Genomic DNA, 14881 nt, shown 5'->3' with positions numbered 1-14881 from the left:
GCGGGAGTTATACTAAGAGAGCACGGGCGAGCGACTAAATCCTTGGATAACGATTTTTGAAATTCAGTTGGAGTGAAAACTCCAGCTGAATTAAGAACTCTGTTTATTTTTGGCTTTCTTCGTAAGCCTCTTTTAACGCAATCGCCAACTGATCTGGGCAAGATGTCGGACGCGCACCACATTTTGTGCCAGCAAAGCGTTCTATTACATGCTCTATCGGCATCCCTTTGACTATACTGGATATCCCAGATAAATTCCCATTACACCCACCGACAAACGAAACATTTTTTACAATATTTCCATCAAGCTCTACAGAAATTTCTCTTGAGCAAGTCCCTTTTGTTTTATATACATATGCCATAGATTATACCTCTCTTACAAAATCTAATAGTCGAATTCCTATCACAATGAATTTCTTTCCATATTATACTTCATCCGGCCTACAATGCCAAGTCAAAGCTATACTATACACGCAATACTTCATCTAATTGATTTGATGGCGCCAAACAACTAAAATTTTTACATAGGTAAAAGGTTGCTTTTCCATTCAATAATTTATATTCCGAAGACTCTTTCTCTAGCACGATAAGATTTGTTCCTAATGGAATCCGCCCTTTTAGATACTCTTTATCCACTGAACTGCTTAGCACACATACTAGATGCGCCGGTGGATAAATATAGTTACTTAATGCAGATAAATAAAAGCTATGACTAGCCGGATAGTTTTCTGCAGCCCCAGCCATAAATTCAAGTTGGTCTTTTACTAACTTTGTCAACTTCTCATCTTCTGTCATCTGCATTAATTTTACAAGATTGTATGCCATAACAGAATTTCCACTTGGTATCGCACCGTCATACGTTTCCTTTGGCTTCATAATTAATTGTTCATTTTGTTTTCCATACAAGAAAAATCCACTGTTCTCCACATCATAAAAATCATCCACAGCCTTCTTGCAAAGCTGTATAGCCCTTTTTAAATATTGCTTATCAAGTGTTGCTTCATATAACTGCATAAGCGCAAAGCCATACCAGGCATAATCATCTAGAAAGCCTTCATTTGAACACTTGCCATTTCGATAACTAACAAAAACTTTATCCTTTTCACAAAGGCTACGCTCTATAAATCTACACGCTTTTTCCGCAATTTCTAAATAAGTACTATCGCCAAATACGCGATACATCATTGCAAATGCAGCAATCATCATCGAATTCCATGAAGTGAGTATCTTATCATCTAAATGAAGTTTAGTTCGTGCTTTACGATATTCAAATACTTTATCGCGTTCTTTCTCATATTTTTCCTCTAACTTGTCATGGTGTAATAAATTTGGGATATTGGCTCCCTCAAAATTTCCTTGTGCAGTAATCCCATAATACGCGTTAAAAGCCTCGCCTTTTTCTTTGCCAAGCAATTCAAGCAGTTCTTTATCAGAGAACACATAGTATTTTCCTTCAATTCCCTCGCTATCAGCATCTTGCGCGGAATAAAAAGCCCCTGAAACATCTGTAAGTTCACGTATCACATACTGTGCAATCTGTTTTGCAACTTTTTGATAAAAGTCTCTCTTTGTTACCATAAATGCTTTCGTATAAGCCATTATTAATAGCGCATTATCATAAAGCATTTTTTCAAAATGCGGTACGAGATAATATGCATCTGTAGAGTACCGCGAAAACCCAAACCCGATATGATCGAAAATTCCGCCCTTATACATTTGCGTTAATGTCTTTTCTGCCATAGATAAAGCCTGCTCATCCTTAAACTTTTCATAGTAATCAAGTAAGAACATTAAATTGTGTGGGGTCGGAAATTTTGGGGCTTTACCAAATCCGCCAAATTTCTCATCATACATTACATCAAACTGTGCAAACGCTGCGGAAAGAATAGATTCTGATAGATCCATTTTATACTTCTGCGCCCCATCTAAATGTTTTACTACCGCTTCTGCGGATTTTATTAATTCAGCTTTATTCAGCGTCCATTTTTCAGCGATTGTCTTTAAAAGATCAATAAATCCCACTCTGCCGTACTGAGAATGTTTTGGAAAATACGTTCCCGCATAAAAAGGCTTTTGCATAGGCGTCATAAAAATGCTCGTCGGCCATCCACCACTCCCCGTAAAAGCCTGACAAACCGACATATAAATGCTGTCGATATCCGGCCGTTCCTCCTTGTCCACCTTAATCGCTACAAAATGTCTATTCAAAATCTCCGCAACTTCCTCATCCTCAAAACTCTCATGCGCCATCACATGACACCAATGACAAGTCGAATAGCCAATACTCAAAAATACTGGCTTGTCTTCCGATTTCGCTTTTGCAAACGCTTCTTCCCCCCACGGATACCAATTTACAGGATTATCCGCATGTTGCAATAAATAAGGGGACGTTTCATTTATTAATTGATTTGCCTTTTGTTTCATAAGCTCACCTCTAAAATATCATTTAGATTGTAAATATTATATTAGTCTGCACAAAAATAATAATTACACTCATGCTTAATTTGAAACGTAATCACCTTTATCCGATTTTTAACTAAAAAAAAATTAATTTTCCTTTATCACATAAAAACAGCTAGGTTATTCTGTAATAGACTGCTATTTGGGATTTGTTAAAGGGTTCTCAGTTAATCATATTGAAGTTTAAGTATGAAACTCTCAGCTAATACTATTTATGAGATGATTAACAGAATCATTTAGGAAAATAAGCAAATTACACAACAGCAAAGATTTTAACTGTTTATTTATAATACCCCATTCTTCTAACGGAAGTAACGACACGGTAAATCCCTAAATTATTCATCTGCTTTCAATGGGGTTTGGTCCCTACTAAAACAGCTGTATTTATAATATATAACATCAAAGAAGGTAATCATAATGAACAAAAGCTGGTCAATTGGAGAAATAGCCAATCTGTTTGATATATCTCCTGAAACATTGCGCTATTATGAAAGAGCAGGCATAATTTCAATCAATAAAAATAAAAAGAATGGTTATAGAAGTTATTCTTACGAAGATATTGTAATACTTATGGACATATTATTTTTTCGTAAATTGGATGTTCCATTGAAGGATATCGCCGAAATTATCAAAACTAAAAATTTAAAAGAAATCATAATGCTTTTAAATGCAAAACAGCGATTATTGTCACGTAAAATAGACGAAATTCAACACCAACAAGAAATACTCGCCAAAGTAGTAGAACAATATGAGGCTAGTGTCAATCATATTGGCCAATTCAAACTAGTCTCCACCCCAAACTTTAAATTTAAAATTATGGGGGTACATGATAATGACCTTTTTACTCTAATAAATAACTTAAAGAAAATAGATAAGCATTCTATACATACGATTGAATATTTGCTACTAATAACCGAAGAAGATCTACAACAAAATACTAATTTCAACTCAATTAAATTTGGCATATTTATTGATAATGATGATTATACACTAGTCGAGCGCTTGAAAAGTCTTGGACTTAGCAACATGGATGAAGGCGAGTATTTGTATACGATCCTAGCAACAAATTATAGTGTTGATGTCAATGATACTTTAGTTGAAGCAAAAGTTTGGCTAAATAACAACCAATACCACATCGCTGGCCCGTTATATGGTCACTATATGGCAAGCTGTCATAGCGAACAGTTAGATTTTTATGAAGTATGGATAAAAGCTGAAAAAAACATTTGACCTTGTAGTTACTTCATGGTTTAAACTCTCCAATGAGGTGAGTAACATGAATACAAATGTTTTAGGTCAGGAAAAAATTTGGAAGCTTTTTATTAAATATAGCGTTCCCGCAATTATAGGTATGTTAGTTTTAGGAATGGATGCTATCATAGATGGATACTTTGTTGGTAACTATATCGGTGTAAATGGTCTAGCTAGCACAAATATTGCGATGCCCTTTAATAGTATAATACTTACTATCGGCATTATATTTGGCATCGGAGTACAAAGTATCATTGGAAGATCACTTGGCCAACAAAATCATACAAATGCTAAAAATGCTTTTAAAACCGCTATAATTATGATTACAGCTATTTGTATTTTGACAACATTGGTTTCAATACTTTTTACAGAACATATTGCTATGTTCTTAGGTGCAAATGATGAAATTATTGAGGACACCGTCACTTACATTAGATATTCTAGCATATTCTTGCCATTTATCGGATTGATGCTGGTTCTCGACTATGTTTTAAAAGTTATAGGCAAACCTACTTATGCCATGATAACGCTAGTATTCGCAATCGTACTCAACATACTACTTAGTTATATAATGATTATACAACTAAACATCGGCATTAAGGGCGCCGCATTAGCCTCAGGATTTGCTTATTGCTTCGCTGTTATTTTAGCTGTAATTCCATTTGCAACAGCCAATAAAACAGTCTTATCTGGCGGCAGTTTTGATAAAAAAATAGCGTATAATATTATTTATAATGGTTCATCCGAAGGGCTTGGAGAACTTGGAACGGCTATAACCACCTTTTTATTTAATATTACACTAATTCGTTATACAGGAGAACTAGGCGTAGCAGCATTCACGGCAATAAGTTACCTAACATTTATTGGTACTAATATCTTGCTCGGCTTATCTGATGGAATAGGTTCCATCGTTAGCTATAACTATGGTAGCCGTCAAATTAAGCGGATCAAGAAAGTATTAGGATTAACAGCAATAACTGCAACGCTCATCGGTATAACGATCTTTTTTGCGATATTTAGTTTTGGAAGCAATCTAATTTATATTTTTCTTAATGTAGAAAATAGTGAAATTCTAAACTTTGCTGTAACTGGTGCTAAAATATATGCTTTTGCTTTCCTTATTAGTGGTCTTAATATTATCGCGTCAGGTTTCTTTACCGCTATCGGTAGCCCAGGAAAATCGGCCATTATTGCTTTAAATAAGGGATTAATCTGGATATCTATTGGCATTATCATTTACCCCCAATTATTTGGTATTCAAGGTATATGGCTTGCAGTACCGATTGCAGAACTCATAACATTGAGTCTATCAATGATACTATTTTATAATCAATTTAAAACAAATCAATTATAATAACTTTTGATATAAAAAAGCGCTGAAATAAATAGCGCACTTTATTCTAGATGACTTTCACCAAATAATCGAATAATATATTTCTATACATGCAATTTTAACATAGAGCACTATGAAATAACCTTTAGGAGACTATAATAATGTATGATATAGAACAAGAGGCATATGATTGCCCTCTAGAATCCATATCAAATATATTGGGTAAAAAATGGGTTGCCATCATCCTATGGCAATTATAAGATAATAAAATGAGGTTTGGCGAATTACAAAGATCTATTGATGGTTGCACAAAAAATGCTAATGCAGCAGTTAGAGTTATTGATTCATAAGGAAATTGTAATCAATGAAAAAACAGCAAAAAATAATACCGTAGAATCTATCTATTATTTAAGCAAAAATGGATTAGGCTTATTGCCAATACTAAAATCAATGATAATTTTGGATGATAAAAATCTATCTTGCCATTAAATATCCGCGCCAAAAGTGCCTTATGAATCAATTTCTTTGTTAATGATAGACATTTTCTTATACTAAATCTATGAATTTTTTTCATTCTAATCTAATATCATCATAAAAAACTTAAATTAAATCGGTTACTAAAAAGTAACTAATTTAACTTAAGCTTTTTTAATTGTATAGTATAAATAAGAAAAACTTTATCAAGGAGAGTTTTATGGAGAATTTTAATTTAGGCGTAGTATTTTTTGAAGGATTAATTTCCTTTTTATCACCGTGTATACTTCCGATCTTACCCGTATATTTAAGCATGCTGTCAAACAGTAATCTAGATGATATAAAAAGTAATAGCGTTATTAAAAATTCACTATTTAAAAATACGTTATTTTTCACCTTAGGAATTTCAACAACCTTCTTTTTATTAGGTTCGTCATTAAATATTTTAACCTCCTTCTTTAATACAAATAAAGATATCATGATGATCATCGGTGGAATTTTTATTGTATTCATGGGATTATTCTATATGGATATTATAAAATCGAATTTTTTAAATCAAGAAAAAAGATTACAAATAAAATCAAAGGAAATGAATCCATTCACAGCATTTTTATTGGGATTTACCTTTAGTTTTGGCTGGACCCCATGTATAGGACCTATACTTGCTTCGGTCTTAATATTGTCTTCAAGTGCAGATAGCTCAACAATGTCCTATTTGCTGATAGGCTTATATACATTAGGCTTTATCTTGCCCTTTATTTTCTTTTCATTATTCTATAACAAGTTAGTTCATCGTGTAGATAAAATCAAACTTCATATGATTAAAATAAAAAAAATCGGTGGCATAGTTCTAATCCTCTCAGGTTTAATGATTTTATTCAATGGAGTTAGCGACATGCTAGAAGTTAATAGGATGAATAACGAAACTCCAGTAGAAACCCGAAAAAATAATACAAATAAAGAACAACCAAAAAAATTAGCAGCTTTAGATTTTACTTTATATGATCAATATGGGAAAGAACATAAACTAAGCGAATATAAAGGTAAAACAGTATTTTTAAATTTTTGGGCAACATGGTGCCCCCCATGCAGAGCAGAAATGCCCGATATAGAAGCACTATACAAAGACTATAATGAAAATAATCATGATGTAGTGATTATTGGCGTAGCCTCACCAAATCTAGGGAGAGAAGGCGATCAAAAATATATAGAGGAATTCTTAAAAAAGGAAGGACATACTTTCCCTGTAGTTTTTGATCATAAAGGGAGTTTAGTTTATCAGTATGGAATTAATGCGTTTCCATCAACCTTTATCATTGATAAAGATGGCTATGTCGTAAAATATGTTCCAGGTGCCATGAATAAAAGCACCATGAAAAACCTGATAGAAAGTGCAAAATAAATATCATTTAGATTATAGCTACGGTATTAGTATATAAAAAAGCATCAGCCTTGGCTGATGCTTTTTACACGGAGAAAAAGACTTATTTCCCAGTATATGTTCTTATTATAGTTTCTTACTTCTCTCCACGTTAATGCCCGGAGCCCTTTAAATTTAATATTGCTACGCCAGCAATAATGAGTACAATTCCAATAACCGTATATAGATTTAATTGTTCTTTCCAAATCAAAACGGCTATTACAGCTGTCAATGCAGTCCCTACTCCAGACCAAATTGCATAAGCAATTCCTAATGGAATACTTGCCAACGCTTGCGATAGAGAATAAAAGGAAATCCCCATTCCAATAATAAAAATCACTGATGGCAGCATTTTAGTAAAACCTTCTGAGGCTTTCATCATAGAAGTCGAAAAAATCTCTAAAATGATTGCGATTCCCAAAAAAATATACCCATTCATGTTTTATTCCCCTTAAAAATATCATTATTAGCATCATACAAAATGCTCTCTTGCGCCTTTTCTTTTTTTGGCATAACTAATCCTTTCTTTACTAAGTTATTGTTGATTTATGGATAATTCTAACCATAATCCTCTATATCTTGATTCAAATCAAGAATTAAACAAACTTTTTGCATTTTCTTCCTATCGCATATATTACAATTATCTTTTATTTCCAATTGTTCTTCCCGATATTATAAATAGTATACAAAATAAAATGGCACCTATAGACAAAACACTTTTTCCCTTAGTGCCAATCTAAAGGTACGATTTTATGTGTCTCTACTTTTCTATAATTGAACGATCATTTTACCTTACGACTGCTATTGTTGATCTTTCTTTAAAATCTCCTAGAGATATAACCACCTTTTTCTCTCCTGGAGTGGTAAATGCATAGTTTTCATACATTTGCACCCCATTTGCAGTTATATCCAGTTGATCTCCTGAATAATCCTTCACCGTCCCATCTTGGAAATAACATCTGACTGTATATTCGCAGGTATGAAAGCTCTCCCCAACTTCATAGATGCTTTGCTCAGGTCGGCTGATGAGTTCATAACGCAGAACCGATTTATTAAATGTAGGAGTAACCGTGAGTGTCTGCTCGATATCGCGGTTCCCCAATCTGATCACAAACTTTTTCTGACCAGCTTCCTTAAATCTATACCCCTTCGTTATCCTATTGCCGTTTGCAAGGAATTCTAAATCCGAACTCCTAAAGTTCCGCGAAGTCCCATCCGTAAAAACACAATGAACTACAATATCCGCAGGATTAAATTTATCTAGGTTTTGCCTGTAGGTACGATTTAAATTCCCACTGCTTACATAGCATTCCCTGACGTTGCTCTTAAAATCAGCAGGGAAAACCTGTATTTCATAGTTTGCTTGCTTGTCCTTGTATTTTACCGTGATATTCTTTTTACCCGGTTCTTTAAATCTGTAGCCATCTGAAATCGGTACACCATTTGCCCAATATCTTAATTGTTTGTGACCATAGTATTTGTAACGTCCTCTATCACCATAGACAAATATCCCTATGTTTTCTGTCTGAAAAGCCTCACCAACTTTATAAATCCTATTAGTTGCCAACACCTCGATCGTTCCTGAGTCTGGGATCAGTGGACATTTTGCTTCTACAACGCTCGTCTGCTGAGGCATAACAAACATAATTGTCAGGGGCATTACTAGCATAATAAATAATCTTTTCATATAATCTCCCCCCAAAATTTTGATTAGAATCTAGAACAAGTCAATAAACGTTTTAAAATAATGACTTTCCTGGAAAATACAACGAATTCTTTTATTCCTCCATAGGCTTCTTCGGTCCTTTTAATTCTAACTGATAAAACGATAAATCTAGCCACTGGTTAAATTTAAAACCTGCTTTTTTTATTGTACCTGAAAATTCAAAGCCGAGCTTTTTATGTAATTTTATACTACTTTCATTTGCTGCATCAATCCCAGCTACAAGTGTTGCGTATTCTCTTCCAGTCGCTATTTTTATAATTTCCTGCATCATTTGCGTTGCAATCCCTGCCCCACAATAATCTTGGTGTACATATACAGAATGTTCTATGGTGTACTTATATGCTGGCCATGCTCGAAAAGGTCCAAAGGTAGCATAAGCAACAACTTTTGCATCCCTTTCAAAAACAAGTAGTGGATATCCTGCCTGTCGTTTATTTTCATACCAAAAAACTCTATCCTCAAGCGTATGCGCTTGATAATCATAAACTGCCGTTGTATTTAATATCGCATCATTATAAATTTCTAATATGTCTGATAAATCATTTTTCGTTGCTTCTCGAATCATTTTTCAATCCCTTTCAACATACATTTATACTTCTATATTCTAATCCTTATTGTTAAAGTTACAAATCTGCATAGCGACACCCTCTGGACTTCTATGAAATCCATGTTTTTCATAGAAATTTGTATTACTTTCTTCGGGAGAAAGTTCGAGATAAAGATATTCTTTGTACTTTTCTTTCATTCTCTCTACCATCTGCCCCGCAATGCCTTGCCCTTGATAGTCTGGATGCACCAATACGTAATGCATGTAAGCCAGCATTTCACTATCATCCAGCACCCGAATTAAACCTACCAGCTTCTTACCATCCCAGGCAGTTAATACTGTGGATGAATGTAATAATGCTTTAAAAAGCCGATTTGGATATCGACCAGACTCCCAGTTCACTGACAAAAACAATCCTTCTATATCTTCCCTCGTAAACTTCTTTTCTTCTGTAAATACTACTGCCATTTGCCCATCCTCCATTTCATAAATTAATTATATTTTTAAGTGATTAAAGTACACTATATCCACAACTGTATAACCGACTTATTTATTCTACATAATAGTATCAAATGATTTGTACGCTGATATTAAGGGAGATGGGTTACCTTTGACAAAAAATAAAGTAACGACAGGAGATATCATTGAAATCTTAAAGAAAATGATGATAAAAGATCAAAATTCCAGCTTCATAATGCGTGCCGCCCATACGAAAAGCCTTGGATTACTTAAAGGATATTTTACGATATGTCCTGACCTCCCTGAAAATTTACGCATTGGTTTATTCCGAAAATCCAAGAGATATCCCGCATTTATACGTTTTTCAAACTCTAACCCAAAATTCACTAGTGATAAACTAAAAGACGTCCGTGGCGTTGCGATAAAGTTAATCGATGATACCCAAACAAACTTCTCTCAAGATTTTATTTTAGCAAGCTGCCCTACCTTGCCCTTTGGGACATTAAATGAATTTAACGAAGTCCTCTACTGGGGATTAAAAAATCCTTTCTACTTATTCCTCAATACGTTATTTCAAGGAAAATTAACCAAGTTCATACAAGTTTATAAAATGACAAAACATGATACAAGCCCTTTAGATATTAGATATTGGAGCATAACTCCCTATGCGTTTGGAAACAATGCAGTAAAATACCTTCTGCGCCCAACGTCTACTTATCATAGCACCCTACCTAAAGACTTAACTGACGCATACCTATCAACAAATATGCAACGTCACTTACTTACTAACGATGCAACTTTTGACTTCTGCATACAACTTCAAAGAAATAAAATAAAAATGCCACTAGATGATGTCAGCATTCAATGGAGTGAAACAGAATCTAAGCCTATCAAAATAGCTGAAATCCGCATTCTCGCTCAAAACTTTAATACGAAAGAGCGTGCCTATTTTTCTGAAAGCTTAACCTACTCTCCAGCAAACAGTCTTATCGAACATAAGCCGCTCGGTGCAATAAATCAAGCAAGAGTAGAAATTTATAACGAATTGTCCACATTCCGTTGCGCAAAAAATCAAATCCCCAAGATTATTCCAACGGAAAACAATTTTAATTCTATTTAATCCGATTCTTGCTTGTATTCCAATAAAAAAGTAAAACTCCTGCCAATGCAATGCATAAATAAGCAGGAGTTTTACTTTATTTGTACAAAAATTTTTTCTATAGACTAAGCTAAATGCTCAAACATTTTTCCTAATTTCTCAATTACTTCATTTCTATCTAAACATCTATTTTTTTGCATGTTTTCTCTATTTATCTCACCAGCTAAATAACTATAGGTTTTGCCTAGCTGATCAAAACCATCTTTAACGACATCTTCAGGGTACATAGCCGCGGCTACGGCTTTAGGGTCAGCTGGCTTATTTTTAAGCCAAGTAGGTGTAATTGTTGCACCTGCAGTTAATAAGAGCACATCGACATTTGTATTTTTACATTCATAGGCTACACCTTCAGTAACTAACATCATGTAAGATTTTTGTGCGGCATATTCAGCACAAAATGGCAGCGAAGTCCATCCTGATAAAGAACCTATCGTAATGAATGCCCCACGATTTCGCTCTTTAAATTTTCCAATAAAATAATGTAATAGTCTTGAAAATGTCCTTATATTTACCCTATACATTTGTTCATATGTTTCATAATTAATTTTATTGTATTCTCCCATCGCATGTAGACACGCAACATAATTCACCGCCCCCATATCTAAGTCTTTGGTTGCAGAAATTAATTTTTCCGCCGCATCATATTTGGACAAATCTTGTGGCAATACTTTTATTTCCTGCCCCGTTTCCACATGAATTTCCTTTGCCAAAGCTTCTAAAGCTTCTTTTCTTCGACCGACTAAAATGACATCCATCCCTCTTCTAGCAAACTCAAATGCAGCCGCTTTCCCAATCCCTTCAGTAGCACCTAATACAATTGCCCATTGCCCATACTTTTCGCGAAAGTCCATTTTTAGCTTCCTCCATTTATTTAACTTCAAAATTTAATTACAATAATCAAAATTAGCGTTTCTTATATCTTAAGCAAAAAATGGAGATTTATTAAAAATTCATATAAAAATACCGAAACACATGACTGTACTCTACTTTGCAGTCCACTTGTATTTCGGCATTTCTATTTATGCACTGTCTATATTTTTTATTTTCCTTCGTAAATAAGTTGAATGATTGTCATTGTCATCTGATAAGATTTTTCAAAGGATGGTACAGGTAGAAATTCAAATTGCGAATGGAAGTTATGTGCACCGGTAAAATAATTCGGCGTCAAAATCCCCTTCGTAGAAATAAATGAACCATCCGTACCGCCACGCATAGCAATGGTTTTTGGTGCAATCGCCAAATTATCCATAGCTGTATAGATATAATCAATTGCCTTTCTATTTTCCGCGGTAACTGCATCTGCAATATTGCCATATATATCTGCAATTTCACATTCAACTTTTGCTCGTGGATATAAACGACGCAATTTTTCTACATTTTCATTTATCATTTGTTTCCGCGCTTCATATTTCTCTTTAGAATGGTCACGAATATTTAGCTCCACGACTGCTGTCGATTGATTCGAAGTAACACCTTGGCACCAGATATACCCCTCTTTACCTTCGGTACATTCCGGAGTTTCTTGCCGATTAAACATATTGATAAAATCCACTGCCGCTAATGTCGGATTTACTAATACGCCCTTTGCACTCATCGGATGTGCACTAACACCATGAATGGTAACTTTTCCACATCCAGCATTAAATGTTTCATATACAACTTCGCCAAGTTCACACGAATCAATCGTATAGGCAAAATCGACAGGAAACTTACTGAAATCCATATTTTTCGAACCATATAATCCACATTCTTCATCAGGAACAAAGGCAATATAAATATCACCATGATAAATTGTTTTATCTTTAGCTAACGTTGATAGCGCTGTCATTACATTTGCAATCGCAGCTTTATTATCTGCCCCCAAAACGCTAGTACCATCAGTAACAATAATATCTTGCCCTTTATATTTTAAAATCTCTGGATGCTCGGCCGCCGTAAGTACAATGTTTTGTTCTTTATTCAAAGCAATATCTTTTCCATCATAATCTTTTACTATTTGTGGATGAATTTCAGGTTTTAAACAAACATCCACTGTATCTAAATGTGCTACAAACCCAACGGAAGGAATCTTGCGGCTGCAATCTGCTGGCAAGTTGGCCGGCAAACGACCTGTCAAAATACATTTACTGCTTAACTCTAACTCTACTAAACCAAGCTCTTCGCACTCTTTATGTAAAAGTTTAGCTAAATCCCATTGTCCATCACTACTAGGAACTTCAATTCCTCCATTTTGTATACTTTGGCTTTCTACTGCAACATAACGATAAAACCGATCTACAAGTTGTTCTTGCATTTTCATGCCTCCCCCAAAAATTCTTTATCATATTATGTAGTGATTAGTTTTTTAAAGCTAATCACTACATAGAGCAAAATATAGAATTAAAACATACTTCTTGGATAAACGTAATCAGCTTGGAAACCAAGCGGAATATTAAACCACCAGAATAAGTACAACATAATTGTTAAGCTAATTAAAAGTGCTATCGTATATGGAATCATCAAGGAACTTAATGTTCCAACACCCGTGTTTTTATAGTACTTTTGACAATAAATAATAATTAATGGATAAAACGCAAACATCGGCGTAGACACATTCACTGCTGAATCACTGATACGAAATGCTACTTGCGTTAATTCAGGTGCAATCCCTACAGCCATCAGCATCGGTACAAAAATTGGTGCTAGAATTGCCCATTTCGCCGAAGCTGAAGTGATAATAAGATTTAAAAATGCGACGAAGATGATAATGCCAAATATCGTGATTTGCGGAGGCAATGCTAAAGCTTTTAAGAACTCCGCACCAGCAACGGCGATTAATGCACCAATATTGGATGCACCAAAAACATACATGAATTGCGCTGCAAAGAAATAGAACACGATAAGCTGAATCAATGTTTTTGTTATATCTTCCATAGATTTCGTAAAATCTTGTGAGCTTCTAAACTTGCCACTGCAAATCCCATAAACAATCCCAGTGATCGCTGAAAGTAAGAAGATTACTGCAACTATAGATTGCATAATTGGTGCTTTAAAACTAGCAATATTCCCTTGTGGATCACGTAAAATAGAATCTGTTGGCAATAAAGCGAATACAAGTCCAACTAACATCGCAATTAATACACCTGTCGCTAGATAAAAAGAACGATTTTCTCTAGGCGTAATACTTGTAATATCTTCTGTCGGAATATCAATATCTTTATCTATTGGGCAAGCTTTTCTTAGCCAAGGTTCAGAAACTTTTTCCGTCACCCACCAACAGCTTGCAATAACAATAAACGTAGAAGCAAAAGCATAAAAATAGTTACATAAAACATTTACTTCATACGTTGGATCAATAATTTGTGCAGCCGTCTGCGTAAAACCTTGAATCACCGGATCAATCGCAGATGGTGTATAGTTTGCAGCAAACGCACCAGCTATCCCGGCAAAAGATGCCCCAATCCCCGATAAAGGATGTTTACCAGAGGCATAAAACATATAGGCAGCAATTGGAATGATAATCATATAGCCAGAATCCGGCGCCAAATGACTAAGCATACCTACCAAAATAACAATTGGCGTAATTAGTATTTTCGGTGTAACCGATAAGATTTTTTTCAATGCTGTATTAATATAACCAGAGCCATCTGCAATCCCAATCCCTAAAGTCGCTACAATTACCATACCAAGCGGAGGGAATCCAGAGTAATTCGTAACCATTTTCGTCATTAACGTCACTAGCTCTTCTGCACTAAGCATATTTGTCACAGTAATTGCTTCACCTGTCGCTGGATGCACATACCCAAAAGTCATTTGCGATAAAAACGCTGAAATAATACAGGTAATAAAAAATGCTGTAATAAATAGCATGGTGATATCAGGAATTTTGTTCCCAACCTTTTCAACCCATCCTAAAAACCCGCCTACTCCATAACTTGAAGTAGAAATACTTTGTGTTGTTTCCTTCTCTTTTCCCATTTGAGGTCTCCTTTGGAATAAATGTTAATTATTATTTTATTATTTGAATTAATGTAAAAAGGTAATAAAAAATAGACCTTTGCAAATAGCAGTTTT

General features: G+C 34.6%; 14 protein-coding genes. 5 read left to right on the top strand and 9 right to left on the bottom strand.

The window, feature by feature from the left end; genetic code table 11:
- Positions 1-103 precede the first annotated feature (103 nt).
- Positions 104-361, bottom strand: a complete 258-nt coding sequence (locus ACWZFG_RS12545) for a TIGR03905 family TSCPD domain-containing protein (protein ID WP_177505548.1) — start codon at positions 359-361, stop codon at positions 104-106.
- Between the two features lie 103 nt (positions 362-464).
- Positions 465-2423, bottom strand: coding sequence for a thioredoxin domain-containing protein (locus ACWZFG_RS12540; protein ID WP_455577744.1), 1959 nt, complete (start codon positions 2421-2423; stop codon positions 465-467).
- A 453-nt stretch (positions 2424-2876) separates the two neighbouring features.
- Here ACWZFG_RS12540 and ACWZFG_RS12535 point away from each other — a divergent pair, with 453 nt between their 5' ends.
- The 4 genes from ACWZFG_RS12535 to ACWZFG_RS12520 all read left to right on the top strand — a co-directional run bounded on the left by ACWZFG_RS12535 (position 2877) and on the right by ACWZFG_RS12520 (position 6919).
- Positions 2877-3689, top strand: a complete 813-nt coding sequence (locus ACWZFG_RS12535) for a MerR family transcriptional regulator (RefSeq protein ID WP_177505550.1) — start codon at positions 2877-2879, stop codon at positions 3687-3689.
- Positions 3690-3735: 46 nt separating this feature from the next.
- Positions 3736-5064, top strand: coding sequence for an MATE family efflux transporter (locus ACWZFG_RS12530; protein WP_177505551.1), 1329 nt, complete (start codon positions 3736-3738; stop codon positions 5062-5064).
- A 255-nt stretch (positions 5065-5319) separates the two neighbouring features.
- The gene (locus tag ACWZFG_RS12525; RefSeq protein ID WP_455577743.1) at positions 5320-5532 is read left to right on the top strand and encodes a winged helix-turn-helix transcriptional regulator; all 213 of its coding nucleotides are present in this window, start codon (positions 5320-5322) and stop codon (positions 5530-5532) included.
- Between the two features lie 205 nt (positions 5533-5737).
- Positions 5738-6919, top strand: a complete 1182-nt coding sequence (locus tag ACWZFG_RS12520) for a redoxin family protein (protein WP_177505552.1) — start codon at positions 5738-5740, stop codon at positions 6917-6919.
- Between the two features lie 130 nt (positions 6920-7049).
- On the opposite strand, the gene ACWZFG_RS12515 is transcribed toward ACWZFG_RS12520, so the two are convergent.
- From ACWZFG_RS12515 to ACWZFG_RS12500, 4 genes are all read right to left on the bottom strand, one after another.
- A complete protein-coding gene (locus tag ACWZFG_RS12515; protein WP_147669622.1) occupies positions 7050-7376 on the bottom strand; it encodes a DMT family transporter in 327 nt (108 codons plus the stop codon).
- Positions 7377-7724: 348 nt separating this feature from the next.
- Positions 7725-8606, bottom strand: coding sequence for a hypothetical protein (locus tag ACWZFG_RS12510; protein ID WP_418627054.1), 882 nt, complete (start codon positions 8604-8606; stop codon positions 7725-7727).
- A gap of 109 nt (positions 8607-8715) precedes the next feature.
- Complete coding sequence (locus tag ACWZFG_RS12505) at positions 8716-9228, bottom strand: N-acetyltransferase family protein (RefSeq protein ID WP_455577742.1); 513 nt, start codon at positions 9226-9228, stop codon at positions 8716-8718.
- 39 nt (positions 9229-9267) lie between these two features.
- Complete coding sequence (locus tag ACWZFG_RS12500) at positions 9268-9678, bottom strand: GNAT family N-acetyltransferase (protein ID WP_455577741.1); 411 nt, start codon at positions 9676-9678, stop codon at positions 9268-9270.
- Positions 9679-9820: 142 nt separating this feature from the next.
- On the opposite strand from ACWZFG_RS12500, the gene ACWZFG_RS12495 reads away from it, so the two are divergent.
- Positions 9821-10789 (top strand): hypothetical protein, encoded by a 969-nt coding sequence (locus ACWZFG_RS12495; RefSeq protein WP_455577740.1) that lies wholly within the window; start codon positions 9821-9823, stop codon positions 10787-10789.
- Between the two features lie 104 nt (positions 10790-10893).
- Here the strand turns inward: ACWZFG_RS12495 and hdhB are convergent, their stop codons facing one another.
- From hdhB to ACWZFG_RS12480, 3 genes are all read right to left on the bottom strand, one after another.
- Positions 10894-11679, bottom strand: coding sequence for a 7beta-hydroxysteroid dehydrogenase (hdhB, locus tag ACWZFG_RS12490; RefSeq protein ID WP_455577739.1), 786 nt, complete (start codon positions 11677-11679; stop codon positions 10894-10896).
- Positions 11680-11867: 188 nt separating this feature from the next.
- Positions 11868-13127 carry a peptidase T gene (gene pepT, locus ACWZFG_RS12485; RefSeq protein WP_455577738.1) on the bottom strand — a complete coding sequence of 420 codons (1260 nt, stop codon included), beginning with the start codon at positions 13125-13127 and terminating at the stop codon, positions 11868-11870.
- 80 nt (positions 13128-13207) lie between these two features.
- Complete coding sequence (locus tag ACWZFG_RS12480) at positions 13208-14785, bottom strand: AbgT family transporter (RefSeq protein WP_177505559.1); 1578 nt, start codon at positions 14783-14785, stop codon at positions 13208-13210.
- Positions 14786-14881 lie beyond the last annotated feature (96 nt).

The organism is Anaerosinus sp., from assembly GCF_965318445.1.
Note: the sequence above shows the minus strand (reverse complement) of the source record. Positions and strands in the feature narration are given on the sequence as shown.